Here is a 26,333-nt window from a genome sequence, read left to right on the forward strand (position 1 = left end):
ACGGTGGACCAGAACCTCGTCCGCACCCTCCGCGAGGAGGTCGCCGACACCCTCGCCCGGCAGCGCCGCGACGACGCCTCCAACGGCATCCCGCCGATGTCCGGCGAGGACGAGCGGCAGTTCGCCCGCGCCGTCATCAGCCGGGTCCTCGACGCGCACGCCCGGGCCGAGATCGGGGCCGGCCGCACGCCGCCGTCGGCGGAGGAAGAGGAGGAGATCTCCTCCGGCATCCACGCCGCGCTGTTCGGGGTCGGCCGGCTGCAGCCGCTGCTCGACGACCTCGACGTCGAGAACATCGACATCAACGGCTGCGACCAGGTCTTCATCCAGTACGCCGACGGCCGCGAGGTCACCGGCGCCCCGGTCGCCGAGAGCGACGACGAACTGGTCGAGCTGGTGCAGATCCTGGGCGCCTACTCCGGCCTCACCAGCCGCCCGTTCGACTCCGCGAACCCGCAGCTCGACCTCCGGCTGCCCGACGGCAGCAGGCTCTCGGCCGTCATGGGTGTCTGCGCCCGCCCGTCCATCTCGATCAGACGGGCCCGGCTGTCCCGGGTGCACCTCGACGACCTCGTCCGCTACGACACGGTCACCGAGGACCTGGCGGCGTTCCTGTCCGCCGCCGTCGCCGCCCGCAAGAACATCATGATCGCCGGGGCCACCAACGCCGGCAAGACGACCATGCTGCGCGCGCTGGCCAACGAGATCCCGGCGGCCGAGCGCATCATCACCGTCGAGCGGGCGCTCGAGCTGGGCCTGGGCGAGTTCGCCGACCTGCACCCCAACGTCGTCGCGTTCGAGGAGCGGCTGCCCAACTCCGAGGGCCTGGGCGCCATCACGATGGCCGAGCTGGTCCGCCGCAGCCTGCGCATGAACCCCAGCCGGGTCATCGTCGGCGAGGTGCTGGGCGACGAGATCGTCACCATGCTCAACGCGATGAGCCAGGGCAACGACGGCTCGCTGTCCACCATCCACGCGAACAGCTCGATCGAGGTGTTCAACCGCATCTCGACCTACGCCATCCAGTCGGTCGAGCGGCTGCCGGTCGAGGCGACGATGATGCTGATCGCCGGCGCCATCGACTTCGTCGTGTTCGTCGAGAAGCGCAACGAGTTCGCCGAGGGCGGCCGGCTGCGCCGGTTCGTGTCCAGCATCCGCGAGATCAACGGCGTCGACGGCCGGGTGCTGTCCAGCGAGATCTTCGCCTCCGGCCCCGACGGCGTCGCCGTGCCGGCCGCGCCGATCGCCTGCATCGAGGACCTCATCGCGGTGGGCTTCGACGCCAACGCGGGCGTGGTCGCGTGAGCCCCACGATCCTGCTGATCACCCTCATCGGCGCCGCCGTCGGCGCCGGGGTCCTGCTGCTGATCGTCGCGATCCGCGGCAGCGAGCCGAGGCCGCCGTCGCCGGGGTCGACCCGGCCGATGATCGAGCGGCTGGGGCGGCAGACGGTGTACGGCATCATCGCGGGGGTCGCCGCGCTCCTGCTGACCCGGTGGCCGGTCGCGGCCGTCGGGGCCGGCCTGCTGGTCGCGTTCTGGCCGGCGCTGTTCGGCGGGGCGAAGGAGGAGCGCACCTCGATAGCCCGGCTGGAGGGCCTGGCCTCGTGGACGGAGTCGCTGCGCGACACCATCGCCGGCGCCGTCGGCCTCGAACAGGCCATCCCGGCCACCGTGTACGCGGCCGCGCCGTCCATCCAGCCGCAGCTGCGGCTGCTGGCCGACCGGCTGCGCATCCGCATGCCGATGCCGGAGGCGCTGGAGCGCTTCGCCGACGACCTCGACGACGCCAGCGCCGACCTCGTCGTGTCGGCGCTGATCCTCAACGCCCGGCTGCGCGGGCCAGGCCTGCGGCAGGTGCTGTCGTCGCTGGCCGACTCCGCCCGCGCCGAGCTCGACATGCGTCAGCGGGTCATGGCCGGCCGGGCCAGCACCCGCCGCTCGGTGCAGATCGTCGTCGGGGTCAGCCTGTTCTTCATGATCGGCCTGTCGATCATCAACCGCGACTTCGTCGAGCCGTACAACTCGCCGGCCGGGCAGATCGTGCTGGGCGTCGTCATCGGCATCTTCGCCATCGGCTTCCTCTGGATGCGCCGGCTGGCGAAGTTCGAGATGCCGGCCCGGTTCCTGGTGACGGCCGAGCCGGGGGAGGTGCGGGCGTGACGCTGGTCCTGGTCGCGGGCGCCATCGCCGGCGCGGGCGCACTGCTGCTCGGCTACGTGCTCGCGGTGCCGCGGGTCAACCCGGCGGCCGCGCTGGCCCGGCTCGACGCCGAGCGCAGCCGGGCCCGTCGCGACCGCCTCACCGCCGCCACCGTCACGTCCGGCAGCGGCGAGTCCGCCGCGATGCGCCGGTTCGGCGGCCGGCTGCGCGGCGCGCTGGAGGGCGTGGGGATCAACCTCGGGTCGCTGCGCCGCGACCTCTCGCTGCTCGGCAAGTCCGTCGAGGGCCACCTCGCGACGTCGGTGCTGGCCGCGCTGGTCGGCTTCCTGATGCCGGTGGTCCTGGCCGCGATCCTCTCGGCCGCGCAGCTCGGGCTGAGCATCCCGGCCGGCACCGTCATCGGCATCGTCCTCGCGCTGATCTTCGGGCTGATCCCGACGCTGACGGCGCGGTCCAGCGCGGCCGACCGCCGCCGCGACTTCCGCCACGTCGTCGGCTCGTTCCTCGACCTCGTCGCGATGAACCTCGCCGGCGGCCGCGGCGTGCCCGAGGCGCTGCAGTCGGCGTCGGCGCTCAGCGACGGATGGGCCATGGTGCGCATCCGCGATACGCTGCTGACGGCCCGGCTGCACGGCGTCACCCCGTGGGCGGCGCTGGGCGAACTGGGCGACGAGGTCGGTGTCGACGAACTGCGCGACCTCGCCGCGGCACTGGCGCTGGTCGCCGAGGACGGCGCCAAGGTGCGCGAGTCGCTGGCCGCGCGGGCCGGCTCGCTGCGCCGTCGCGAACTGGCCGAGATCGAGGGGAAGGCCGGGCAGCGGTCCCAGTCCATGCTGGTCGCCCAGCTGGTGCTGTGCTGCGGGTTCCTGCTCTTCCTCGTCTACCCCGCGTTGATGGGGGTGCTGGAGCAGAGTTGACGACCTTCGCGAACGTAACCACCTACCCGACCAGGACGAGGAGACGTCCCCGATGAAGACCCAGGCCACCCCCCGCTGGCGCGAGACCTCGCGGCCGGCTGCCGGCGCCTTCTCGCCGGCCACACCGATCGGCTGGCTGCTGCTGAGCCTGCAGGTGCACACCGAGCGAGCCCGGAGCGCCCCCGAGCGCGGCGCGTCGGCCATCGAGTTCGTCATCATCACGGCGATCCTCGTGGCCCTCGCCGCCGCCGTCGGCGTGGTGATCTACCGCCTGGTCACCGACGAGGCCGAATCCATCGACATCCCGGACGCCCCCGGCGGCGGGCTCTGACACAGCGATGAACGTCGTCCAGGCGCGGCTCGCACGGCTGCGGTCGAGACCGGAGCGGGGTGCGAGCGCGATCGAGCTCGCGCTGTACACCCCCATCATGTTCTTGATCATCTTCATCATCGTGCAGTTCTCGCTGACCTGGCACGGCAACCAGATCGCGGCCGCGGCGGCGCGGGAGGCGGCCCGGACGGCGCGCATCGGCGGCGGCACCCCGGCGGCGCTGGCGGCGGCGGAGGCTCGCGGCCGCGAGTACGCCGACGCCGTCGGCAACGGCCACCTGGTGATCACCGAGATCGACGCCATCCAGGTGGGCGACAACGTCCGCGTCACCGTCCGCGGCCGGTCGACGGAGCTCATCAACAACCTGGCCCCCGAGGTCACGCAGACCATCGAGGGCCCCATCGAACAGTTCGTGCCGGACCTGTGATCGGTCGGCTGAGGGCCGCGCGCGCGGCGAGGAGAGAGGAGGGATCCATGGCCATCGAGGTCGTGATCCTCGCCCCTGTCCTCATCGCGATCATGATGCTGATCGTCGGGCTCGGCCGGTACGTCGACCGCCGCGGCGACGTCGAGGCGATGGCCCGCGACGCCGTGCGCTCGGCGTCGTTGCAGCGCGACGTCTCCTCGGCCCGGCAGGCGGCGCAGGCCATCGTCGACAGCACCAAGCCCGGCGGCGTCACCTGCGCGCCGGTGCAGCTCGGCGGCACCTTCGCGCCCGGCGAGATGATCAGCGTCCAGGTCAGCTGCCAGGTCAGCTTCGACGGCCTCGGCTTCGCCGGCTTCCCGGGTAGCACGACGCTCGAGGGCGAGAGCTTCGCGCCCATCGACGAGCTGCGGGGGACGCTGTGAGGCGGGCGGCGCGGTCGGAGCGGGGCGCCATCAGCGCCATGGTCGTCACGCTGACCGTGATGCTGTTCATGCTGGCCGGGCTGGTCATCGACGGAGGTTTCGCCATCAACGCGCGGCAGCGCCTTTACGACGACGCAGAACAGGCCGCCCGCGCGGCCGCGAACCAGATCGACATCGAGGCGCTGCGCGAGTCGGGTCAGGTGGTCCTGCTGGAGGCGGAGGCGCGTCAGGCCGCCGTCGACTACATGACCGCGCGCGGCTACGCCGCCGGACAGGTGACCGTGAACTTCAACGGCGACGAGGTGTCGGTGCACGCCCAGGACCGGGTGAACACCTCGCTACTGCAGCTGATCTTCATCGACGACTTCCCCATCGAGGGGGAGGCCACCTCACGGCCGGCGGTCGGTATCACGGGGGAATTGTGATGAACGAGAGCAGGGGACGCCGCGCGTCGCGGCCGCAGACCCGGACGGAGCGCACGTCGCGGCCGGTGTCGCCGATCGAGGCGTCGGTCACGGCCACCGCGTCGCTGCGCGAGACCGGGCCGCAGCGGTTCCAGCGCCGCGGCGTGCCGGAGGCCAAACGCAGCATGCCGCAGGCCCTCGCGTCCGGGTTCGCACTGGCGCTGCTGGTCATCGGCGTGCCGGTGCTGCTGCTCATCCTCGGCGGCCCGCCGCCGATCCCGACGTCGATGCCCGGGCGCGACGACCTCACCGCCACCATCGGCGCCGAGCAGCTGGTCGGCGTGCTGCTGTGGGTGGTGTGGCTGGCCTGGCTGCAGTTCACCATCTGCGTGCTGACGGAGCTGCGCAGCGCCGTCCGCGGCGTCGGGCTGCCCGGACGGGTGCCGCTGTCCGGCCCGACGCAGCGCTTCGCCCGCGCGCTGGTCGCGTCGGTGCTGGTCGCCACCGCTGCGGTCGGCCAGGCGGCGGCCGCCTCCCCGGCCGCCGCGCCGGAGGCGCCCACCGTCGGCACCAGCGTCACGGCCGAGGCCTACGACGGCCAGGCCGAGGTCACCGTCCAGCAGGAGGCGCCGGCCGCGGCCGCGCCCGCCGAGAGTGAGATCGAGTACCGCCTGGGCAGCATGGTGCTCGACCCCGAGGAGGGCGCCGAGCTGGTCGGCCAGAAGGTCTACATCGTGCAGCCGCCCGACGGGCGCTACCACGACAACCTCTGGGACATCGCCGAGCGCACGCTCGGCGACGGCCGCCGCTACCAGGAGATCTTCGAGCTGAACCGCGGCCGCGAGCAGCCCGACGGCCACGAGTTGTCGCTGGCCCGCCTGATCTACCCGAACTGGCTGCTGATCGTGCCGGCCGACGCCGCGGGCGTCGACGTCGTCACCGCCGAGGCGCCGGCGCCGGAGACCCCGCCCCCGCCGCCGGCCCCGCCGATCGGGTCCGAGGAGGGCGGCGGCCAGCAGGAGGGCATCGGCGAGACCGGGGCCGGCCTGTTCGCCGACTTCGTCGCCACCGGCGAGGCCGAGTCCGTCAACACGAACCCGCACGCCGGCCTGATCGACGCCGGGCTGCTGGCTGCGGGCCTGCTGGCGTCGCTGGAGCTGATCCGCCGCCGGCGGCGCACGCCGGAGCCGGGCGGCGACGAGCTCGAGGCCGAGGTGGCGCTGCGCATCGGCGCCGACCCCGACCGCGCCCGCTGGCTGGACTACGCGCTGCGGCACCTCGCCGCGGCCTGCCAGGAGGCCGGCCGGCCGCTGCCCCCGGTGTACACCGCCGTGGTCGACAGCGCGTCGGTCGAGCTGCTGCTGGCGCCGGCCCGGGCCGACGCGCCGGAGCCGTGGTCGGTGCTCGACGAGGGCCGCCGCTGGATCCTGAACCGCGCCGACGTCGCCGTCGACCCCGAACTGCGCGGCCGGGTGCTGGCGCCGTACCCCGGCCTGGTCTCGCTGGGCCGCAGCGGCGACCGCGACGTCCTCGTCGATCTCGAGGCGGCCGGCGGCCCGATCTGCATCGACGGCGACCCGGAGGCCACCTTCGAGGTGGTCACCGCGCTGGCCGTCGAGCTGGCCACCAACCAGTGGTCCGACCACCTGCGGGTCACCGCCGACGGCCTGCCGGACGCGCTCAGCGTCTTCGGCCCGGGCCGGCTGCGGCTGGTCGACGGCGTCGAGCCGCTGCTGCCCGAGCTGGCCGCCCGCCGCGCCGACCGCCTGGGCGCCGACGTGCTCACCGGGCGGGTCCGCCCGGGCGGGTCCGGCAACTGGATGCCGGAGTACCTCGTGCTCGGCACGCCGCCCACCGGCGAGCTGGCCGAGCAGCTGGTGGCGCTGACGAACGCCGCCGGGCGGTCGCCGCTGGGCGTGGTCTGCGCCGGCGACGTGCCGGGCGCGCGCTGGCGGATCCACGTCGACGCCGCCGGCACCCTGGAGCTGCCCGCGCTGGGCCTGTCGGTGCGGGCCAACCAGCTGTCGTGGCGCAGCATCGAGGCGCTGGTCGGCCTGGTCGATCCGGACCGCAGCCACGACCCCGACCCCGGCGCCCCGAACCTCAACGAGGCCTGGTTGCCGGACGTCCGGCCCGAGGTGCCGCAGGTGCGCACGCTGGTCACCGAGGCCGAGCTGGCCACGGCGCCGGTGCGGGTGTACATCCTGGGCCCGGTGGTGGTGCAGGCGCGCACCGAGATCGAGGCCGAGCGCCGCGCGCTGGCCACCGAGATCGTCGTGCACCTGGCGCTGCACCGCGACGGCGTGCACCCGACGGTGCTGGCGGCGGCCGTGTGGCCGCGCGGCGTCACGGCGGCGGTGCGCGAGTCCACCTTCGCGCGGGTGCGCGAGTGGCTCGGCGTCGACCGCGCCGGTTCGCCGTACCTGCTGATGACCGAGGACGGCAAGCTGAAGCTGAGCGACACTGTCGTCCTCGACTGGGACGTCGTGTGCGCGCTGCTCAGCCAGGCGCGGCAGACGCGGCGCCCGTCCGAGGAGGCCGACCTGCTGCGCCGGGCGCTGCGGGTGGCCCGCGGCCCGGTGCTCAGCGAGCGGCCGCAGGGACGCTACGCCTGGATCGCCCGGGCCCGCGTCGAACGCGCGGCGTCGGACCTGCTGGTCGACGCCGCGCACAGGTTGTCCGTCATCACCCGCGACGGCGGCGACCCGGCCACGGCGGGAGCCGCGGCCAGGGCCGGGCTGCGGGTCAGGCCGGCAGAGCAGCTGCTCTGGCGCGACCTGATCCTCGCCCAGCACGCCGTCGACGGGCGGGGCGGAGTCATGGCGGTGGAGGGCGAGATGAGCGAAACCCTCCTGGGCATCGGTGGCATCGAGCTCGCGGCGGAGACGGCCGCGCTGCTCGAGGAACTGGTGCCGGGTGGTGGAGGGAGACATCGCGATCTCGCATAGTTCGGAAACCCCGATCATTGCCGAAGGAGGTACCCCGAAACGTCTCGGGAATCATTCATGAATGGGCACGCAATTGTCCCCTGTCCGCGGTCGTTAATTGGCCCGCGGGTGATGTTCCGTTGCCTTTGATGGATGTTCTCCGAGAAATTCAGAAAAGGCCGTCGCGGAAGTTGCAAATTGCGCGACGACCGGTAGAATTAGAAGTGTCGTGCCGCACCCGACGCGGTGGGGCGTAGTTATTCACGAGGGAGTAGAGAACAATGGGTGTTGGTGCAGATCTTCCCACTCTTCGGGAACTCCACGGGACGTTCACCAGGAACTCCGAGTCCGCGGACACCATCAAGAAGGAGGTCGACACCGGCGTCGGCAACGCCGTGTGGACCGGCCGTTACGCGGATGACTTCCGGAATGCCTGGGAGGAGTACCGCACGAACCTCGACACGCTTCGGGATGCCCTGACCGGTGCTGCCGACGACGTGCGGATCAACCACAACAACATCGCCGAGGCGACGGGCGAGTCCGACCGCATCTGACGGCCGGAACGCTTTGCGACAGGTGGCCCACATTCTCGCCGAGGATGTGGGCCACCTGCGCAGGTAAACTACGTCGTGAACGGGCCGGCAGGCCCAGCGCGGAAACGGGGACGGGAACGTGCGGCTGCTGCTGAGCGCCACCGCATCGGGCGATGGCGACATCGTCGACCTCGCCGTCGACTGCGAGGACGATGCCACTGTCGCTGACATCGCCCGGCAGCTGGCTGCCCGCGTCCGCCCGGCGGCCGAGCCGCAGATCGTCCACACCGCCGGCCGGCACCTCGGCGTCGTCGGCGAGAGCGTCCTCGACGACGCCCTGACCGAGGGCGGCCTCCCGCCCACCCTCTACCTCGCCGGCGTCCCGCTCGAGCCCGCCGTCAAGGTGGCCGAGTCGCCGCTGCGCAACGGCGCCCTGGTCGGCGTCGGCACCCCGCTGCCCGACGTGTTCGGCGAGCGCACCGGCGTCGTCCAGGTGCGCACCGTGTCCGGGCTCGGCTCCGGCCGGGTCGACTACCTCTCGCCCGGCAGCCACGAGATCGGCAGCCGGGCCGGGTCCGCCATCCACCTCTACGGCGAGGACACCCCGCCCCTGGCCGCCCGGCTCGACGTCACCGTCGACGGCACGGTCACGCTGACGCCCGACCCGTCGCTGGTCGGCGTGCAGGTGCCGCCGCCGCCGCGGGCCCGCCAGTTGGAGGGCCCCATCGTCGTGCCGAAGGACGAGGACCAGCCCACCGGCCGCAAGCGCAAGCGGAAGCGGAAGCGGCGGTTCAAGAAGCGCATGGAGGAGCTGGCCCGGCTCAAGCACCCCAACCTCACCGTCGACCCCGAGGCCGACCGCCCGTTCCTGCACCTCGACCGCGTGCCGGTCGACGGGCCGGTCGTCTGGCCGCCGGGTGGCGCGCTGGTGGTCGGCGACGTCCAGCTGGAGCTGGCGCTGCCCGCCGATCCGGACGCCTCGCTGTCGCCGAGCCCGGGCGGGATGACGCTGGACTACAACCGGCCGCCGCGGCTGCTGCCGCCGCCCCGGCAGACGGAGTTCCGGCTGCCGCACGAGCCGCGCAAGCCCGACAAGGAGCCCATGCCGTGGGCCATCGCGATGGCCCCGATGCTCATGGGCGGCGCGATGTTCTACTTCACCCGGTCGCCGTTCAGCCTGATGATCATGGTCATCACGCCGATCATGATGATCTCGCGCTACCGCAGCACCAAGAACCAGCAGCAGAACCGCTATCACGACGAGATGAAGAACTACGTCGAGCGGATGCGGCACATCGAGAACCAGGCGTACGAGGGCCTGGTGACCGAGCGGTCCGCCCGCCGGCGCGACCTCCCCGACCCCGCGGCGGTGCTGCTGTTCGCCACCGGGCCGCGCTCGCAGTTGTGGGAGCGCCGCCGCACCGATCCCGACTTCATGCACGTGCGGGTCGGCACCGCCGACGTCCCCAGCGAAGTGTCGATGACCGACCCGGCGCGCGCGGACCACGAGAAGGTGCTGCACTGGACCGCGCCCGACGTGCCGGTCGACGTGCCGCTGGAGCAGGCCGGGGTCACCGGCGTGGCCGGCCGCGACGACGTCCGCCGCACGGTGGCCGGTTGGATGGCCGCGCAGGTCGCGACGCTGCACAGCCCGGCCGACGTCGACATCGTGGTGCTCTCCGACGCCGACGGCGGCGCGGCCTGGAACTGGATGCGCTGGCTGCCGCACGTGCGCCGGGGCGAGGACTCCGACGTCATCGCCGGCATCGGCGCCGACGACGAGACCACGAACCGGCGCGTCGCCGAGCTGATGTCGATCATGGAGCGGCGCAAGGCCGCGCTGAACGACCGCGGCGGCGGCATGCTCGCCTCCCGAGACATCACCTTCCCGCCGCTGCTGGTGGTGCTCGACGGCGCCCGCCGCATCCGGCTGCTGCCCGGCCTCATCACGCTGCTGCGCGGCGGCCCCCGCGTGGGCATCGACTTCCTCTGCATCGACGCCGACGAACGGCTGCTGCCCGAGGAGTGCAACGTCGTCGTGTCGATCGGGCCGGACGGCATCGCGACCGTGCGCCGGACCGGCCATCCGACGGTCGAGGGCATCCGTCTCGACGTCGTGTCGGCGGCGTGGTGCGAGCGGCTGGGCCGTGCGCTCGCCCCGGTCAAGGACGTCAGCTCCGAAGACCTGTCGTCCTCGCTGCCGTCGTCGAGCCGGCTGCTCGACGTCCTGAAGCTGGACCCGCCCACCCCCGAGGCGATCCAGGACTGGTGGGCCCGCATCGGGCGCACCACCAAGGCGGTCATCGGCGAGGGCATGGACGGCGCGTTCGCCGTCGACGTCAGGGCCGACGGGCCGCACGGCCTGGTGGCCGGCACCACCGGCTCCGGCAAGTCAGAGCTGCTGCAGACCCTCATCGCCTCCCTCGCCGTCGCCAACCGGCCGGACGAGATGACGTTCGTGCTGGTCGACTACAAGGGCGGCGCGGCGTTCAAGGACTGCAACAACCTCGCGCACACCGTCGGCATGGTCACCGACCTCGACGGCCACCTCACCACCCGCGCCCTGGACAGCCTGGCCGCGGAGCTGCATCGTCGCGAGCACCAGCTGGCGCACGCGGGGAAGAAGGACATCGAGGACTACCTCGCCGGCAAAGAGCCCGACGACGACCCGATGCCGCGGCTGATGATCATCATCGACGAGTTCGCCGCGCTGGTCACCGAGCTGCCCGACTTCGTCAAGGGCCTGGTCGACATCGCCCGCCGGGGCCGGTCGCTCGGCGTGCACCTGCTGCTGGCCACCCAGCGCCCGGCCGGTGTCGTCAGCGCCGAGATCAAGTCGAACACCAACCTGCGCATCGCGCTGCGGGTCACCGACGGCAACGACAGCCAGGACGTCATCGAGGCCAAGGACGCCGCGGAGATCTCGAAGTCCACGCCGGGCCGCGCCTACGCCCGGCTGGGCGCGTCGTCGCTGGTGCCGTTCCAGTCGTCCCGGGTCGGCGGCCGGCCGCACCAGCCCGGCGCCGCCGTCTCGGTCGACCTGCGGTCGCTCTACTGGGAGGAGCTCGGCCGGACGCCGCAGAAGAACGACGCCGGCGACAAGGACGAGGACGTCTCCACGCCGACCGATCTCGAGAGCCTGGTCACCGCGATCAACGCGGCGTCGGAGAACACCGGCATCGCCGCGCCGCCGCCGCCGTGGCTGCCGCCGCTCGACGACGTCGTCACGCTCGACGAGGTCATGGCCGACCCCGCGTCCGTCATCGAGCGCGGGCGCGAGATCCGCATCCCGTTCGGCGTCGTCGACGTCCCCCGCGAGCAGAGCCGCACGGTCGCGTTCTACGAGCTGTCCGCCGGCGGCCACTTCGGCATCATCGGCGCGCCGCGCAGCGGCCGGTCCACCGTGCTGCGGGCCGTCGCCGGGCTGGTCGGCCGCGAGATCTCGCCGCGCGACGTCCACCTCTACGGCATCGACTGCGGCAACAACGCGCTGCTGCCGATGGTCGGGCTGCCGCACACCGGCGCCGTCGTCAGCCGCGACCAGCCCGAGCGGCTGTCCGCGCTGTCCGCCCGCCTCCGCGCCGAGATCGGCCGGCGGCAGCAGCTGCTGGCCGAGCAGGGCTACTCCGACCTCAGCGAGCAGCGCGCCGCCGCCGCCGAGCCGGCCGACCGCCTGCCGTACCTGCTGGTGCTGTTCGACCGCTGGGAGGGCTTCGTCCAGTCGTTCGAGAACTTCGACAGCGGCCGGCTCATCGACCAGTGGCTGCAGATCCTGCAGGAGGGCTCCGGCGTCGGCGTCAAGGTGATCATGACGGCCGACCGCACCGCGCTGGTCGGCCGGGTGTCCGCGCTGGTCGAGGACAAGATGATGCTGCGCATGACGGACGCCAGCGACTTCGGCAACATCGGCATGCACCCGAAGAAGGTGCCCGAGCACATGCCGGCCGGCCGCGGCTTCCGCGCCGAGGGCCTGCGCGAGACCCAGGTCGCGCTGCTCACCGACGACGTCGAGGGCACCGCGCAGGTGGCCGCGCTGCAGCAGATCGCCCGCGAGGCCAAGGAGCGCCACGCCGACGTCCCGCGCCGTCAGTTGCCGTTCCGGGTCGACCAGCTGCCGTCGCGGATCAGCTACGCCGACGCGCTCGAGCTGGCCGAGCGGCCGCTGGCGCCGACGGAGCTGCCGCTCGCGGTCGGCGGCGACACCCTGACCCTGCGCGCGCTCGACGCCATCGACCACGGTCCCGGCATCCTCGTGCTCGGCCCGCGCCGGTCCGGGCGCAGCACCGCGCTGCTGACGATGGCGCGGTCGATGCTGGAGCGCGACTGGAAGATCCTGATCGTCACGCCGCGGCGCAGCCCGCTGCGCGAGCTGGCGGGCCGGCCCGGCGTCGAGGCCGTCGTCGACCTCGAGCTCGACAAGGACGAAGGCACCCGGCTGTGGGAGTCCATGGTCCCGGAGAAGGGCGGCCGGCCCACCGCCGTCATCGTCGACGACCTCGAGCTGATGGGCGTCGACGGCTGGATGGTGGACCTGCTGACCAAGCACCTGCCGAAACTGCGCGACACCGGCAGCGTCATCGTCGCCGCCGGCACCACCGACGACCTCGGCAGCAGCTACCGCGGCCCGGCCGCGGTGCTGAAGAAGTCGCGGTCCGGCGTCCTGCTCTCGCCGGGCGCGACGGCCGACGGCGACCACTTCGGCATCAAGCTGCCCCGGTCGATGACCGGCGGCATGCCGCCCGGCCGCGGCCTGTTCTCGGCGGCCGGCCAGTGGCAGCTGGTGCAGGTGCCGGAGACGAAGCTGGAGCAGCCATGACACCTGTGCACCTGGAGACGAAGGCGGGACACCACCGTGGCCGATGATGCCGACAACCAGTACAAGCTGGCGCTGGCGGAGGAGCTCCCCACCATCCGTGGCGATGCGATGATCTGCGGCTTCCCCTTCTACGAGGCCGAGGACGCGCTCGAGAAGAAGGCGTGGACCAGCGGCGTCGCAGACGACTTCTCCACGGCGCTGACCGGACACCACAGCACGGCCGGCGAGGCCGGCGAGAGCGCCGGCACGGCGCTGGAGAACAGGCATGACAACGAGCCGGACAAGGTGCCGGCCGACGACGACCGCGCCCGCTGGGCGGGCTGAACCCCGCAACACGCACCGTCTGGAGATTGTCCGTGGCCAAGTCGCAGATCATCGTCGAGGAATTTCGTAACGTCGTCACCGGCGTCGAGAACGGCAAAGAGCGCCTGAGCGACGCCAAGCTCGGCCTCACGAACGCCCTGACCAAGTACGAGATCGATCACGAGCTCGGCAACCAGGTCCAGAACGCCATCGACTGGGCCGATACCGAGCTGCCGGGCCTTCGCCGGCGGCTCTCGCTGGCTGAGGCCCTGGAGAACTCGAACCCCGAATGGCCGGCCGGGACGGTCGAGATCGACGAGAGCAAGATCTCCAAGGTCTCACCCGAGGAGGCCAAGCAGAACGGCGAGGAGGCGGCCCAGGCGCTGCTGGACTCCCCGGGCGAGATCACTCCCGAGCTCGCCGCGGAGATCGAGGCGAACATGAACGACCCCTACTTCGCCGCGGGGTTCGCCAACAGCGCCAGCCCGGAGCAACTCGCCGCCGCTCTCGACACCGTGGACGCCTTCGTCGAAGGCACCTATCTGCCGCAGGACCTGCGCGACCGTATGGTGACGGCCATCGGCACGACCATGGGGACCGCGACCCGCAACACCGGCGACCTCGCCATGCCGCAGGACTACGCCGACCAGTGGTCCGCGGCCATCACGGCCAAGGCGCAGATGGAGGGCGGCGACGCGCCGCAGAACCAGGCCCAGTACCTCGCTCTGCTCATGTCGCAGGGCGTCTACTCGCGGCCGTTCCTCAACCAGGTGGGCGACGACCTCTACGAGTACGAGGCCGAGGGCGAGAACGGCGCCGTCTGGGGCCCGAAGAGCGCGAACATGGACGAGGTCATGGACACCAACGGCCGGCCGGTCGTCGACGTCATGGCGACCTTCATGGTCTCGCTCTCGAACAACCCGCTGGCCGCTCAGGACTTCTTCACCCAGGGCGGCACGGAGGAGATGGAGATCAACGGGCAGAAGGTCCAGGTCAACTCCCGGTTGCAGTACCTGACTCAGGAGCGCCACTGGGGCGATGCCGACGCCAGCAACGGCGGAGACCTCGGTCTCGCTCTGGAAGCGGCGACGACGACGTACCGCGACGCCGAGGAGACCGGCGCCGACTCCGCCGTCATCGCCTCGCAGACCATCGCCCTGCTCGGCGAGGAGACCCGCACCAACGACGGCTGGAAGATGTACCACGGGATGCGCGGCAGCATCGCGAACATCCTGGGCGCCTACGGTCCCGACGTCATGCGCATCGCGATGAACGGCGACCGCGACACCAACTTCAGCGAGTGGGTCACCGACCCCGAGACGCAGCACTACGGCGACGGCGCGCCCTACGGAGCCGCTTTCGACCCCGCCCTCGTGACGGAGCTGCTCAACACCTATGGCGAGGACGGTAACGAAGAGCACCTCAACACCGTCCTGACCGGCATCGCGGCCGCCAGCCAGATGCGCTTCGGCGATGCGCTGCAGGACGCGCTCGACGACGGCACGCCGCCGCCGTCCCCCGTGGCGATGCTGCAGGGCGGCGAGGTGCCCGAACTCAACGGCGCCATCCAGGAGTCCGCCACCGCGGTGGGCTGGGTGCTCAACGCCGCGTACGACGGCGCGCTGAGCGAGGAGGAGGCCGAGGCGAAGGCCGCCGAGATCCGCTCGCAGATCTTCGGGGCCGTCACCTCCCTTCCCGGAGTGGGACCGGCCACCGAGGGCTGGAAGTTCGTCTACGACCAGGCCACGACGCTCATGGGCGACCAGCTCGGGAAGACCGACGCGACCGCCTCGGACGACTTCGGGACCCTGTCCGCGACCGAACGCGACAACCTCGAGCAGATGATCCTCAACCAGATGCTGGCCAACGGCTACTTCGACGAGCAGTACATCACCGAGGCCAACGGCGGCCCCGACGGCACCCGGTACGCCGGCCCGCCGCCCGAGGCGCTCGTTCCCGGCAGCGATCCGCCCCAGTTCGACTTCAGCAGCGACGCCTACCAGGAGTGGAAGCGGGAGAAGCCCCCGCTCAGCCAGTTCCTCGAATCGAATCTCTTCGGACCCTATGAGCGGGCGCTCGAGGACGGCTTCCCCCTCGGAGGCGGCGGATGATCGGACGATCCCTGACCCGGGCCGCCTGCGCGGCCGTCCTCGTCCTCGCCCTGGCCGCCTGCAGCGACAACGGAGAAGAGACCCCGATGAACCCCTTGTCCACCACGGCACCGTCCGGCGACCTGCTGTCGGACTTCGTGCCCCGAGAGAGTGTCGTCCTGGCGCTCGGAACCGACGACGTCGAAGCGCCGGGTGGCAGCGTCCAACACGGCTCCGAGGGCACGCTCATCAGCGCCGGCTCGGAGGTCTACGTCGACGGTGACCCCGTGCTGTCGGTCACCGTCGAGCAGGCGATGGGGATCCTGCGCAGCGGCTTCGAGGACCGGCTGGCCAGCGACCAGTACACGCAGCTGCCCGACGACGTCGGCCTCGGCTTCAGCTGGTCCGAGGACGAGGAGCAAGGCGGCGAGTCGGTGCCGGTGGGCCATGCCTGGCTCGCGCACGGCATCTACGTCGTGCGGGTGTCGGTGACCGGGCTGGCGGAGGGCCGTGATCACGAGGCCGACGCGGTGGCCCTGGCGCAGCAGGTCGTCCAGACCTTGGAGCTGCCGGACGCGTGGACGCTGAACGATCCGCCGCTGAGCCGCTGACGCACCGGCGTGGTACGCCCGGGCGGCCGGCGCGGCCGCCCGGACACCTACGTCAGGCGGGGCGGAGCTGCTCGGCGGCGGCGGCCACGGCGGGGTCGTCGCTGGCGCGCAGGGCCGCCCACTGCTCCTCGTACCCGGCCGGCGGGGCGAGCTCGCCGGTGCCGCGCCCGGCCGTCGCCACGGTGGCGGCGGTGAGCTGCGTCAGCTCGTCGTCACCGGCGGCGACGACGGCGCGCACCAGCGTCTCCGGGTCGGTGGATCGCACCAGTTCGCTCGCGTAGTACGGGTCGTGCCGGTTCGTCTGGAGGTCGGCGACCAACTCGCGGGTGGTGTCGTGGTCGCCCGGGATGCCGAAGCGGTGCGCGGCGCCGCGGGCGGCCTCGTAGGACTCCTCGATCGGCTTCGTGCTGACCTGCGTCTCGTCGCCGACGTACGGGCGCGGCGTCACCGGGCGGCCGTGGTCGGGCTGGGTGCTGACGTCCTCGCCGAGGAGGTCCTGCGCCATCGCCAGCCGCCGCCGCAGGCCCGGCAGCACCTCCTGGATCCACTCGGACACCTGGTTGAACCGCGTGGTGTCGTTGGTCTCGAGGTGCACCCCGAACAGGATGGTGCGCATCTCGTCCTGCAGCGCCACGATCTGCTCGCCGGCCCGCTCCATCGCCGCGACCAGCCGGGTCATCGCCTCGACGTCGATGGAGACGGTGGTGTTCGGCGTCTCCGGCTGGGTGGGCTTCTCCAGCTCCGGCTTCTCCAGCACCGGGTCGCCGGGCTTGGTGGGGTGGTCGGTGTCGCCGAAGTCGTCGGGGTCGGGGGCATCGCCGTCGTCGTCGCTGTCGGCGTAGAGCGGGTCCTCGGTGCCGTCCTCGGCCGGCGGGTCCTCCGCGACCGGGTCGTCCGCGACGTCCTCGGAACCGCCACCGCCGCCACCGTCACCGCCGTCGTACCCGCCGCCACCTCCACCGCCGCCGCCGTCGTACCCGCCCCCGCCGCCGTCGTAGCCGCCGGCATAGGACGAGGAGTCGGCGGCCGGGTCGACGTACTCCTTCTCGAGGTGGCCGCCGCCCAGCTTCTCGGCGTTGGAGCCGCCGAGCTTGCCGGGGTCGGGAGCCAGGCTGTCGCTTGCCTTCGTCACTGCGGCCGCACCTCCAGCAGCTCGTCGTCGCCGCGGCCGTCGAGCGCGGTCTGGATGGTCTCGACGCCGGCCGCGGCGACGGAGCCGGCCAGCCGGGCCTGCACGGTGAGCTCATTGAAGAACTCGTCGGCCAGGCGGCTCACCCAGGCGCCGTCCTCCATGGCCCGCTGGGCGGGCGCGAACAGCGACTCGCAGTCGTCGGCGACCAGCTGGGCGCGCTGCAACGCCATCTCCAGCTCCTCGCGGCTGCTCGTGCCGGGGTCGTGCGGCGGGATGGTCGGCGGCCGGGCGATGATGTCGGGCGTGGTGCCGACGTCGGGCTGGGTCTCGAGCGGCCGCGTCTCGTACGGCAACGGCTGGAAGCCGTCCGGGGCCACGTGGGCGGGGTCGGTCATACGTGCTGCCTCTCGTCGCAGACGTCTGGCTGTCCGGTTGTGCCCGAGACCCGGTCCTTTAGTGGTGGTTACCATACCCGTGACCGCCCGAGAGCCGATCAGTGAGTAGGACGTCCATGCCCGTCGAGTCCCTGTTCGACCAGCTCGAGCCGCTGCTGGCGAGGGTGTCCAAGCCCATCCAGTACGTGGGCGGCGAGCTCGGGGCCACGGTGAAGGACTGGGACGCCGCCGAGGTGCGGTGGGCGCTCATGTACCCCGACGCCTACGAGGTGGGGCTGCCCAACCAGGGCGTGCAGATCCTGTATGAGCTGCTCAACGAGCAGGACGGCGTGCTGGCCGAGCGCACCTATGCGGTCTGGCCCGACCTCGAGCGGCTCATGCGCGAGCACGGCATCGCCCAGTTCACCGTCGACGCGCACCGCCCGGTCGGCGCGTTCGACCTGCTCGGCGTCTCGTTCGCCACCGAGCTCGGCTACACCAACCTGCTGACGGCGCTCGACCTCGCCGGCATCCCGCTGCTGTCCGCCGACCGCGGCGACGACCACCCCATCGTCCTCGCCGGCGGGCACGCGGCGTTCAACCCGGAGCCGGTCGCCGACTTCCTCGACGCCGCCGTGCTGGGCGACGGCGAGGAGATCGTGCTGGCCGTCACCGAGGTGGTGCGCGAGTGGAAGGCCGAGGGAAGTCCCGGCGGCCGCGACGAGCTGCTGCTGCGGCTCGCCGCCGGCGGCGGGGTGTACGTGCCGAGGTTCTACGACGTCACCTACCGGCCCGACGGCGCCATCGCGGCGGTCGTGCCCAACCGGCCGGGCGTCCCCGAGACCGTCCGCAAGCACACCGTCATGGACCTCGACCAGTGGCCGTACCCGCGCAAGCCGCTGGTGCCGCTGGCCGAGACCGTCCACGAGCGGTACAGCGTCGAGATCTTCCGCGGCTGCACCCGCGGCTGCCGGTTCTGCCAGGCCGGCATGATCACCCGGCCGGTGCGCGAGCGCTCCGTCGAGACCGTCGGCGCCATGGTCGCCGAGGGGGTCCGGAACTCCGGCTTCGCCGAGGTGGGGCTGCTGTCGCTGTCCAGCGCCGACCACTCCGAGATCGGCGAGATCGCGAAGGGACTGGCCGACCGGTACGAGGGCACCAACACCTCGCTGTCGCTGCCGTCCACGCGCGTCGACGCGTTCAACGTCACCCTCGCCGACGAGCTGTCCCGCAACGGCCGCCGGTCCGGGCTGACGTTCGCGCCCGAGGGCGGCACCGAGCGCATGCGCCGCGTCATCAACAAGATGGTCAGCGAGGACGACCTCATCCGCACCGTCAGCACGGCGTACGGCAGTGGCTGGCGGCAGGTGAAGCTGTACTTCATGTGCGGGCTGCCGACCGAGACCGACGACGACGTGCTGGCCATCGCCGACCTCGCCAAGCGGGTCATCGAGGCCGGGCGGCAGGCGTCCGGGCGCGGCGACATCCGCTGCACGGTGTCCATCGGCGGGTTCGTGCCCAAGCCGCACACCCCGTTCCAGTGGGCCGGCCAGGCCGATCACGAGGTCGTCGACGCCCGGCTGCGCAAGCTGCGCGAGAAGGTGAAGTCCGACCGCCGGTTCGGCAAGGCCATCGGCCTGCGCTACCACGAGGGCAAGCCGAGCATGGTCGAGGGCCTGCTGTCCCGCGGCGACCGCCGGGTCGGCCGGGTCATCAAGGCCGTTTGGGACGACGGCGGCCGGTTCGACGGCTGGGGCGAGCACTTCTCCTACGACCGCTGGACGGCGTGCGCCGAGGCGGCGCTGGCCGGCGAGCCCGTCGACCTCGCCTGGTACACCACCCGCGAACGCGACCGCGACGAGGTGCTGCCGTGGGACCACCTCGACAGCGGCCTCGACCGCGACTGGCTGTGGGACGACTGGCAGGACGCCGTCGACGAGGTCGAGCTGGACGACTGCCGCTGGACCCCCTGCTTCGACTGCGGCGTCTGCCCGTCGATGGGCACCGAGATCCAGACCGGCCCGACGGGACGCACCCTGCTCCCGCTGACGCCGGTCTGACCCGGGTCATTCCGGACCTGTGGGATCGTTGGTGAATGGTGCAGATGCAAGCTCGTAGGCTGGATACCGTGCGGATCCTCGTCGTCGACGCGTTCACCGATCAGCCCTTCGGCGGCAACCCGGCCGGGGTCTGCCTGCTGGACCGGCCGGTCTCCGACGACTGGATGCAGTCCGTCGCGGCCGAGCTGAAGCACTCCGAGACCGCGTTCGTCGAGCCGGTCGAGGGCGATGAGGCGGCGCGGGCCACGCCGGCGGTCGACTACCGGCTGCGCTGGTTCACCCCCGAGGTCGAGGTCGACCTGTGCGGCCACGCCACGCTGGCGACGTCGCACGTGCTGTTCGAGCGCGGCGAGTCCGGCCCGATCCGGTTCAGCACCCGCAGCGGCGTGCTCACCGTCACCCGCGACCCGTCCGGCGCGGTCGGCATGGACTTCCCGGCGCTGCCGGCGCAGGCCGTGCCCGTGATCGACGGCCTGGCCGCGGCGCTCGGCGCCACCCCGGTGTGGACCGGCCGGAGCCGGTTCGACGTGCTCGCCGTCCTCGAGTCCGAGACGGCGGTGCGCGAGCTGGTGCCCGACTTCGTCGCGCTGGAGGCGATCGAGGCGCGCGGCATCATCGTCACCGCCCGCACCGACGACGGCGCGCTGTACGACTTCGTGTCCCGGTTCTTCGCGCCGGCGGTGGGCGTCGCCGAGGACCCGGTGACGGGGTCGGCGCACTGCGTGCTCGGGCCGTACTGGGCGAAGGAGCTGGGCCGCCCCGACGGCAGCGCGCTGACCGGCGCGCAGGTGTCCGCCCGCGGCGGCATCGTCGGCGTGACGATGCGCGGCGACCGGCTCGAGCTGGCCGGCCGGGCCCGGACCGTCCTCGAGGGCGAGCTGCGCGGCGTCTGAACGGCGTCAGGCCGGCACGACGTTGTGGTTGCGCCGGAACAGGTTCGTGGGGTCGTAGCGGGCCTTGACGGCGGCCAGCCGGGCATAGCTGACGGCGCCGTAGCCGGCGACGACCCGATGCTCGCCCTCGTCGCCGATGAAGTTGAGGTAGACGGCGCCGGTGCGCCACGGCCGGACGGCGGCGCAGACGTCGTGGGCCCACTGCCGGCCGCGGGCGTCGTCGGCGGGGTCGGCCCAGAGCCCGAACGGGTGCACCACCCAGCCGGCCCCGCGCCAGGGGATCGGATAGCCGGCCGGGCCGCGGGCGACCGCGCCGCCCATGCGGAACAGCACGTGCTGCGACGGCGACGGCACGATCATCCCGGCCGCCTGCGCGCAGAACGCGTCGACGGCCTCGTCCGGCAGGGTGTCCAGGTGTTCGGCGGACCAGTAGTTGCGGTGGCCGGGCGGGTCGTCCAGGGCCGACTGCAGCTCGTCGTACGGCAGCTCGGCCACCATCGCGCCGGCCGGGGCCGCGTCGAACAGCGGCGCCGCCAGCTCCCGCAGCGACCGTTCGTTCCCCGCGTGCGCGAGCAGGACGCCCAGCGCCAGCCGGCCGGCCAGCTCGTCCGGCACGAAGTCCTCGTCCTCCGGGCCGGTGAGGTACACGATCCCGCCGCCGAGCGTGTCGGGAGCGTCCTCCAGCAGGTCGCGGGCCACGCGGACGACCCTCGGCCCGTCCTCCGGCGGCCACACCAGCAGGGCCAGCGACGACTCCGGCAGCGGGTGCAGCCGCAGCGTCAGCGACGTCACGACGCCGAAATTGCCGCCGCCCCCGTGCAGGGCCCAGAACAGCTCCGGGTGGCTGTTCGGCGCGGCCCGGACGATCTCGCCGTCCGCCGTGACGACCTCCGCCTCGACCAGGTTGTCGCAGGCCAGTCCGAACAGCCGGTCCAGCCAGCCGGTGCCGCCGCCGAGCACGAACCCGCCGACGCCGGTCGTCGACACGCGGCCACCGGTCGTGGCCAGCCAGTGCGGCGCGCAGGCGCGGTCCAGGTCGGCCATGGTGGCGCCGCCGCCGACGGTGGCCGTGCGGGCCACCGGGTCGACGCTGACGGCGTTCATCCGGCGCAGGTCGATCACCAGGCCGCCGTCGGTGAGCGCCAGCCCGGCGACGCTGTGCCCGCCGCCGCGGACGGCCAGCTCCAGGCCGTGCTCGCGGGCGAACGCGACTGCCAGCGCGACGTCGGCACGGTTCGCGCACTGCACGATCAGCCCGGGCCGGCGGTCGATCATCGCATTGAAGACGGTCCGCGCGTCGTCGTAGCCGGGATGGTCCGGAGTCAGGAGATCGCCGGCCAGCAACGCCCGCAGGCCGCCGGCCACGGCGTCGTCGAGACCGGTCATCGCACTGCCCCCCAAGACAGATGACTGGTGAAATGGAACGTACGCCCGCCGCGCCCGCGTGACAATGGGTCCTTCGACCCACGTCACCTCCGCCGAGAGGACCGACCCTGAGCACCGCGCCGCACCAGCAGTTGCCCGCCGTCCAGAAGCTCCGCGTCCGCTTCGCCAAGCGCGGCCGGCTGCGCTTCACCAGCCACCGCGACTTCCAGCGGGCGTTCGAGCGGGCGCTGCGCCGGGCCGACGTGCCGATGGCGTGGTCGCAGGGGTTCACGCCGCATCCCAAGGTGTCCTACGCCGGCGCCGCGCCCACGGGCGCCGCCAGCGAGGCCGAGTACCTGGAACTGGCGGTCACCCGGGTCTGCGACCCCGAACAGGTGCGGGCCGCGCTGGACGCCGCGCTGCCGCCGGGCCTCGACGTCGTCCAGGTGGTCGAGGCCGGGCCGGGCGCGCTGGCCGACCGGCTGCAGGCGTCGAGCTGGGCGATCGAGCTGCCCGGCGCCGTGCCCGAGCAGGCCGCGGCCGCGGTGACGGAATTCCTGGCGGCGGCGTCGGTGCCGGTCGAGCGGCTGACGAAGAACCGCGTGCGCCAGCTCGACCCGCGCGCCGCAGTCCTGCGGCTGACCGCCGACACCGCCGCCGACCCCGTCACGCTGCGCACCGTCGTACGGCACCAGTCGCCGACGGTGCGGCCCGACGAGGTGCTGGCCGGGCTGCGCCTCGTCGCCGGGTTCACCCCGCCGCAGCCGCCGCGCGCCGTCCGGCTGGCCCAGGGGGAGTGGGACGACGACACCGGCGAGCTGGCCGACCCGCTCGCCGACGCGCCCGAGCGGCACGACACGTGACATGACCGGACGTGATCTACGGCACACCGTAAGTCGGCGATGCTGACCTGCGGCGATGCGGAACGCCTGGACGTGGCCGACGGGGGCGCGGGCGGCCGCCGTCGCGGTTTCCGGGCGGACATGTGCGATACTCGGAACTGGTCGGGCGGTACACGCCGCTCGGTCCGACGATGTCCTCGCCGACGTCCCGTGTGGTCGACCGTGGTCGCCGCGGAGTCGCTCGGCACGCTGGGTCCGCCAAGCGGCCCAGCCGCGAGGCGCCCCGAGAGGGTGCGCCGCCGCGGCGGGCGCTGAGCAAGACCTGACGACGCACAGGTCCGGTGGACGTCGCCGATCACAGGCTTTCCACCTGTAGCGGCCGTGGCTCGGACGTTCCAGGTGGCCCGATGCAGTGCCCCGGCAGATGGGCAGCAGCGCGCCGAGCGAGGCGCGGCGCCCCGTCCGCCGGGCCGACAGGAGTGCACCACATGACGGAAGAGAACCCCGGCTCGTCCGGAGATTCCAGCTCGACAGCGCCGGTCCAGGCCGACGCCACCACTGAGCAGGCCCAGCCGCGCCGCCGCCGTGCGGCCAGCCGTGCCGCCGGCCCGCCGGTCGGCGAGCCCACGCTGCACGACGCCGGCGCGCCGGCCACCAGCGACGACGCCCCGGCAGCGCCGGTGCGGAAGACGGCCAAGAAGGCCGCCGCCAAGAAGACGGCCGCGAAGAAGACCGCCAAGAAGGCCCCGGCGAAGAAGGCGGCGAGCCGTAAGGCCGCGGCCGCCGCCGACCTGCTCGCGGTCGAGGACCCGGCTGCCGCCGAGGCCGTTCCGGCTGCCGAGGCGGTGCCGGTCGCCGAGGCGGTGCCGGTCGCGGACGCGGCGCCGCGCAAGCGCACTCGGTCGCGCAAGGCCGCCCAGCCCACGCCCGCCCCCGAGCCGCTGCCGGCCGAGGTCGAGGCCGACGACGCCGACATCGCGGCCGACCCGAACCCGGCGTTCGCGCCGTCCGGCGCCGAGAGCGCCGCCACCGAGGCACGCGCCTCCAGCGTCCTCTTCCAGCCCCCGGCGTTCTCCGCGGCGCCGCTGTTCGCCGCGCCCGACCCCGAGGCCGCCGAGCCGGTCCGCGGCCGCCGCCGCGCGAAGCCCGAGCCCGAGCCCGAGGCCGAGGCGACCGAGGAAGAGCCCGCGACCACGCCCGACGCCACCGACGCTACCGACGCCTCGGGCGACGACGACACCGACTCCGACTCCGACTCCGACACCGATGCCGACGACGACGGCACCCGCCGACGGCGCCGCCGCCGCGGTGGCCGCGGCCGCCGCCGTCGCAACGACGACGGCTCCGACGCCTCGGGCGACGACGACTCCGACGACGACCAGGCCGGCGGCGAGTCCGACGACCACGGCGACGACGCCCGGAGCGACTCCGACGACGCCGACTCCGACGAGGGCGGCAGCCGCCGTCGTCGCCGGCGCCGCCGCCGTCGCAACGACGACGGCGACGAGACGCGTCCCGACGACCCGCCGAACACCGTCGTGCGGGTCCGCGAGACCCGCGACCTCGACGACGAGGTCACCTCGGTCAAGGGCTCGACCCGCCTCGAGGCGAAGAAGCAGCGCCGCCGTGAGGGCCGCGAGGCCGGCCGGCGCCGCCCGCCGATCCTGTCCGAGGCCGAGTTCCTGGCCCGCCGCGAGGCCGTCGACCGCGTCATGGCGGTCCGGCAGTCCGGCGACCTCACCCAGATCGCCGTCCTCGAGGACGACGTGCTGGTCGAGCACTACGTCAGCCGCGCGTCGCAGCAGTCGCTGATCGGCAACGTCTACCTCGGCCGGGTGCAGAACGTGCTGCCCGCCATGGAGGCGGCGTTCGTCGACATCGGCCGCGGCCGCAACGCCGTCCTGTACGCCGGTGAGGTCGACTGGAGCGGTCTGGGCCGGAACGACGGCCCGAAGCGCATCGAGGACGTCCTCAAGTCCGGCCAGTCGGTGCTCGTGCAGGTCACGAAGGACCCCATCGGCCACAAGGGCGCCCGGCTGACCAGCCAGGTCAGCCTGCCCGGCCGGTACGTCGTGTACGTCCCCGGCGGGTCGATGAACGGCATCAGCCGCAAGCTGCCCGACACCGAGCGCACCCGGCTGAAGAAGATCCTCAAGCAGGTCGTCCCCGAGGACGCCGGCGTCATCGTCCGCACCGCCGCCGAGGGCGCCTCCGAGGAAGAGCTCACCAACGACGTCGCGCGGCTCAAGGCCGAGTGGGCGGCGCTGCAGAAGAAGTCCTCCGGCAACGCGCCGCAGCTGCTGCACGGCGAGCCCGACCTCGCCATCAAGGTGGTCCGCGACCTCTTCAACGAAGACTTCACCAAGCTGGTCGTCTCCGGCGACCGCGCCTGGGACACCATCGACGAGTACGTCTCCAGCGTCGCCGGCTCGCTGCGCGACCGCGTCGAGAAGTGGACCGTGAACGACGACGTCTTCGCCGCGTTCCGTATCGACGAGCAGATCGCCAAGGCCATGGACCGCAAGGTCTGGCTGCCCAGCGGCGGCTCGCTGGTCATCGACCGCACCGAGGCCATGACCGTGGTCGACGTCAACACCGGCAAGTTCACCGGCTCCGGCGGCAACCTCGAGGAGACCGTCACCAAGAACAACCTCGAGGCGGCCGAAGAGATCGTGCGTCAGCTGCGGCTGCGCGACATCGGCGGCATCATCGTCGTCGACTTCATCGACATGGTGCTCGAGGCCAACCGCGACCTCGTGCTGCGCCGCCTGGTCGAGTGCCTCGGCCGCGACCGCACCAAGCACCAGGTCGCCGAGGTCACGTCGCTCGGCCTCGTGCAGATGACGCGCAAGCGCATCGGCACCGGCCTGCTCGAGGCGTTCAGCGAGCCGTGCCCGCACTGCAAGGGCCGCGGCCTGCTCATCCACGCGCACCCGGTCGAGTCCGGCAACGGTGGCTCGTCCAACGGCGGCTCGTCCGGGTCGTCCGGGTCGTCCGACGACGGCCGGTCCGGCCGCTCCGAGCGCCGCGGCCGGCGCCGCAAGGCCGAGCAGCCGGCGCCCGCGCAGCAGCCGCAGCAGGTCGAGGCGCTGACGCCGAAGCTCGAGGCGCTGGCCAGCCCCGGCGAGGCGTCGCCGGCCGACCTCATGCCGGTCGGGGCCAACGGCAACGGTCACGGCGGGAACGACGACGGTGACGGTGATCGGCCGGGCGAGTCCGCGCCGGCCGAGCCAGCCGCCACCACCGCGCCCGCACCGTCCACCCGCCGCCGTCGCCGGGCCGAGCGCGCCGCCGGCAGCGCCGAGGCGCCTGCGGCCGCCGGGAGCACCGAGGCGTCCGGGAGCACCGGGGCGTCCGGGAGCCCCGAGGCGTCTGCGACCACATCGTCCGCCCTGCCGCCTCCGCCGCCTCCGCCACCCGCGGAGTCGCCGGTGACCGGCGCGGCTGAGGCCGAGGCGGCCGCGACCGGCCAGTCGCCGGCCCCGTCGACCACCGAGGCCGCGACGCCGTCGTCCACCGACGCCGGGAAACCGTCGTCCACCGACGACGCGGGCCAGTCCGCGGCCGAAGCGGCACCGGAGCCGGCTCGTCCGCGGCGCACCCGGCGCCGGGCCGAGCGTCCGGCCGGCAGTCCCGTCCCCTGAGTTTGACCCGACCCTGACCAATTCCGTACCCTAGGGCGTCGGCGCTCTTCGCGCCCATACCCGTGTGCCCGCTCCTCGAG

20 protein-coding genes are annotated in these 26,333 nt (G+C 73.0%); 17 read left to right on the forward strand and 3 right to left on the reverse strand.

Translation table 11 applies throughout. The annotated features are described in order from the left end of the window. Window positions 1–3: 3 nt before the first annotated feature. The 13 genes from ACW62_RS28235 to ACW62_RS28295 all read left to right on the forward strand — a co-directional run bounded on the left by ACW62_RS28235 (window position 4) and on the right by ACW62_RS28295 (window position 15,943). Window positions 4–1,305 carry a TadA family conjugal transfer-associated ATPase gene (locus ACW62_RS28235; RefSeq protein ID WP_053207462.1) on the forward strand — a complete coding sequence of 434 codons (1,302 nt, stop codon included), beginning with the start codon at window positions 4–6 and terminating at the stop codon, window positions 1,303–1,305. Next, window positions 1,302–2,162: a type II secretion system F family protein gene (locus ACW62_RS28240; RefSeq protein WP_053207463.1), complete on the forward strand. Its 861-nt coding sequence runs from the start codon at window positions 1,302–1,304 to the stop codon at window positions 2,160–2,162. Before ACW62_RS28235 ends, ACW62_RS28240 begins: the two co-directional genes overlap by 4 nt. Then, on the forward strand, window positions 2,159–3,079 hold the full coding sequence (locus tag ACW62_RS28245) for a type II secretion system F family protein (RefSeq protein ID WP_053207464.1): 921 nt from the start codon (window positions 2,159–2,161) through the stop codon (window positions 3,077–3,079). The genes ACW62_RS28240 and ACW62_RS28245 overlap by 4 nt, the downstream gene beginning before the upstream one ends. A gap of 52 nt (window positions 3,080–3,131) precedes the next feature. Beyond that, window positions 3,132–3,410, forward strand: a complete 279-nt coding sequence (locus ACW62_RS28250) for a hypothetical protein (protein WP_205629660.1) — start codon at window positions 3,132–3,134, stop codon at window positions 3,408–3,410. A 7-nt stretch (window positions 3,411–3,417) separates the two neighbouring features. Beyond that, window positions 3,418–3,837 (forward strand): TadE/TadG family type IV pilus assembly protein, encoded by a 420-nt coding sequence (locus ACW62_RS28255; protein ID WP_053207465.1) that lies wholly within the window; start codon window positions 3,418–3,420, stop codon window positions 3,835–3,837. Window positions 3,838–3,884: 47 nt separating this feature from the next. Further along, a complete protein-coding gene (locus tag ACW62_RS28260) occupies window positions 3,885–4,259 on the forward strand; it encodes a TadE family protein (RefSeq protein WP_053207466.1) in 375 nt (124 codons plus the stop codon). Continuing rightward, the gene (locus tag ACW62_RS28265; RefSeq protein WP_053207467.1) at window positions 4,256–4,684 is read left to right on the forward strand and encodes a pilus assembly protein TadG-related protein; all 429 of its coding nucleotides are present in this window, start codon (window positions 4,256–4,258) and stop codon (window positions 4,682–4,684) included. Before ACW62_RS28260 ends, ACW62_RS28265 begins: the two co-directional genes overlap by 4 nt. Beyond that, window positions 4,684–7,611, forward strand: coding sequence for an AfsR/SARP family transcriptional regulator (locus tag ACW62_RS28270; RefSeq protein WP_053207468.1), 2,928 nt, complete (start codon window positions 4,684–4,686; stop codon window positions 7,609–7,611). Before ACW62_RS28265 ends, ACW62_RS28270 begins: the two co-directional genes overlap by 1 nt. Window positions 7,612–7,871: 260 nt before the next feature. After that, window positions 7,872–8,144 (forward strand): WXG100 family type VII secretion target, encoded by a 273-nt coding sequence (locus tag ACW62_RS28275; RefSeq protein WP_053207469.1) that lies wholly within the window; start codon window positions 7,872–7,874, stop codon window positions 8,142–8,144. A gap of 118 nt (window positions 8,145–8,262) precedes the next feature. After that, on the forward strand, window positions 8,263–12,939 hold the full coding sequence (locus ACW62_RS28280; RefSeq protein ID WP_053207470.1) for an FtsK/SpoIIIE domain-containing protein: 4,677 nt from the start codon (window positions 8,263–8,265) through the stop codon (window positions 12,937–12,939). A gap of 36 nt (window positions 12,940–12,975) precedes the next feature. Then, window positions 12,976–13,263: a hypothetical protein gene (locus ACW62_RS28285; RefSeq protein ID WP_053207471.1), complete on the forward strand. Its 288-nt coding sequence runs from the start codon at window positions 12,976–12,978 to the stop codon at window positions 13,261–13,263. A gap of 32 nt (window positions 13,264–13,295) precedes the next feature. Then, on the forward strand, window positions 13,296–15,353 hold the full coding sequence (locus ACW62_RS28290) for a hypothetical protein (RefSeq protein WP_053207472.1): 2,058 nt from the start codon (window positions 13,296–13,298) through the stop codon (window positions 15,351–15,353). After that, window positions 15,350–15,943 (forward strand): hypothetical protein, encoded by a 594-nt coding sequence (locus tag ACW62_RS28295; protein WP_053207473.1) that lies wholly within the window; start codon window positions 15,350–15,352, stop codon window positions 15,941–15,943. The genes ACW62_RS28290 and ACW62_RS28295 overlap by 4 nt, the downstream gene beginning before the upstream one ends. A 52-nt stretch (window positions 15,944–15,995) precedes the next feature. Here ACW62_RS28295 and ACW62_RS28300 read toward each other — a convergent pair whose 3' ends face one another. Beyond that, window positions 15,996–17,075, reverse strand: coding sequence for a hypothetical protein (locus ACW62_RS28300; RefSeq protein WP_053207474.1), 1,080 nt, complete (start codon window positions 17,073–17,075; stop codon window positions 15,996–15,998). After that, on the reverse strand, window positions 17,072–17,470 hold the full coding sequence (locus ACW62_RS28305) for a hypothetical protein (protein WP_053207475.1): 399 nt from the start codon (window positions 17,468–17,470) through the stop codon (window positions 17,072–17,074). The genes ACW62_RS28300 and ACW62_RS28305 overlap by 4 nt, the downstream gene beginning before the upstream one ends. A gap of 116 nt (window positions 17,471–17,586) precedes the next feature. On the opposite strand from ACW62_RS28305, the gene ACW62_RS28310 reads away from it, so the two are divergent. After that, the gene (locus ACW62_RS28310) at window positions 17,587–19,509 is read left to right on the forward strand and encodes a TIGR03960 family B12-binding radical SAM protein (protein WP_053207476.1); all 1,923 of its coding nucleotides are present in this window, start codon (window positions 17,587–17,589) and stop codon (window positions 19,507–19,509) included. Between the two features lie 68 nt (window positions 19,510–19,577). After that, window positions 19,578–20,402, forward strand: a complete 825-nt coding sequence (locus ACW62_RS28315; RefSeq protein WP_205629661.1) for a PhzF family phenazine biosynthesis protein — start codon at window positions 19,578–19,580, stop codon at window positions 20,400–20,402. Between the two features lie 6 nt (window positions 20,403–20,408). Here ACW62_RS28315 and ACW62_RS28320 read toward each other — a convergent pair whose 3' ends face one another. Further along, window positions 20,409–21,788, reverse strand: a complete 1,380-nt coding sequence (locus ACW62_RS28320) for an FAD-binding oxidoreductase (protein WP_053207477.1) — start codon at window positions 21,786–21,788, stop codon at window positions 20,409–20,411. Between the two features lie 131 nt (window positions 21,789–21,919). Here ACW62_RS28320 and ACW62_RS28325 point away from each other — a divergent pair, with 131 nt between their 5' ends. Beyond that, a complete protein-coding gene (locus ACW62_RS28325; RefSeq protein WP_205629662.1) occupies window positions 21,920–22,630 on the forward strand; it encodes a TIGR03936 family radical SAM-associated protein in 711 nt (236 codons plus the stop codon). Window positions 22,631–23,097: 467 nt separating this feature from the next. Beyond that, complete coding sequence (locus ACW62_RS36310; protein WP_053207479.1) at window positions 23,098–26,253, forward strand: Rne/Rng family ribonuclease; 3,156 nt, start codon at window positions 23,098–23,100, stop codon at window positions 26,251–26,253. Window positions 26,254–26,333 lie beyond the last annotated feature (80 nt).

Origin of the sequence: Jiangella muralis, assembly GCF_001270745.1 — a bacterium.
GTDB lineage: Bacteria > Actinomycetota > Actinomycetes > Jiangellales > Jiangellaceae > Jiangella > Jiangella muralis.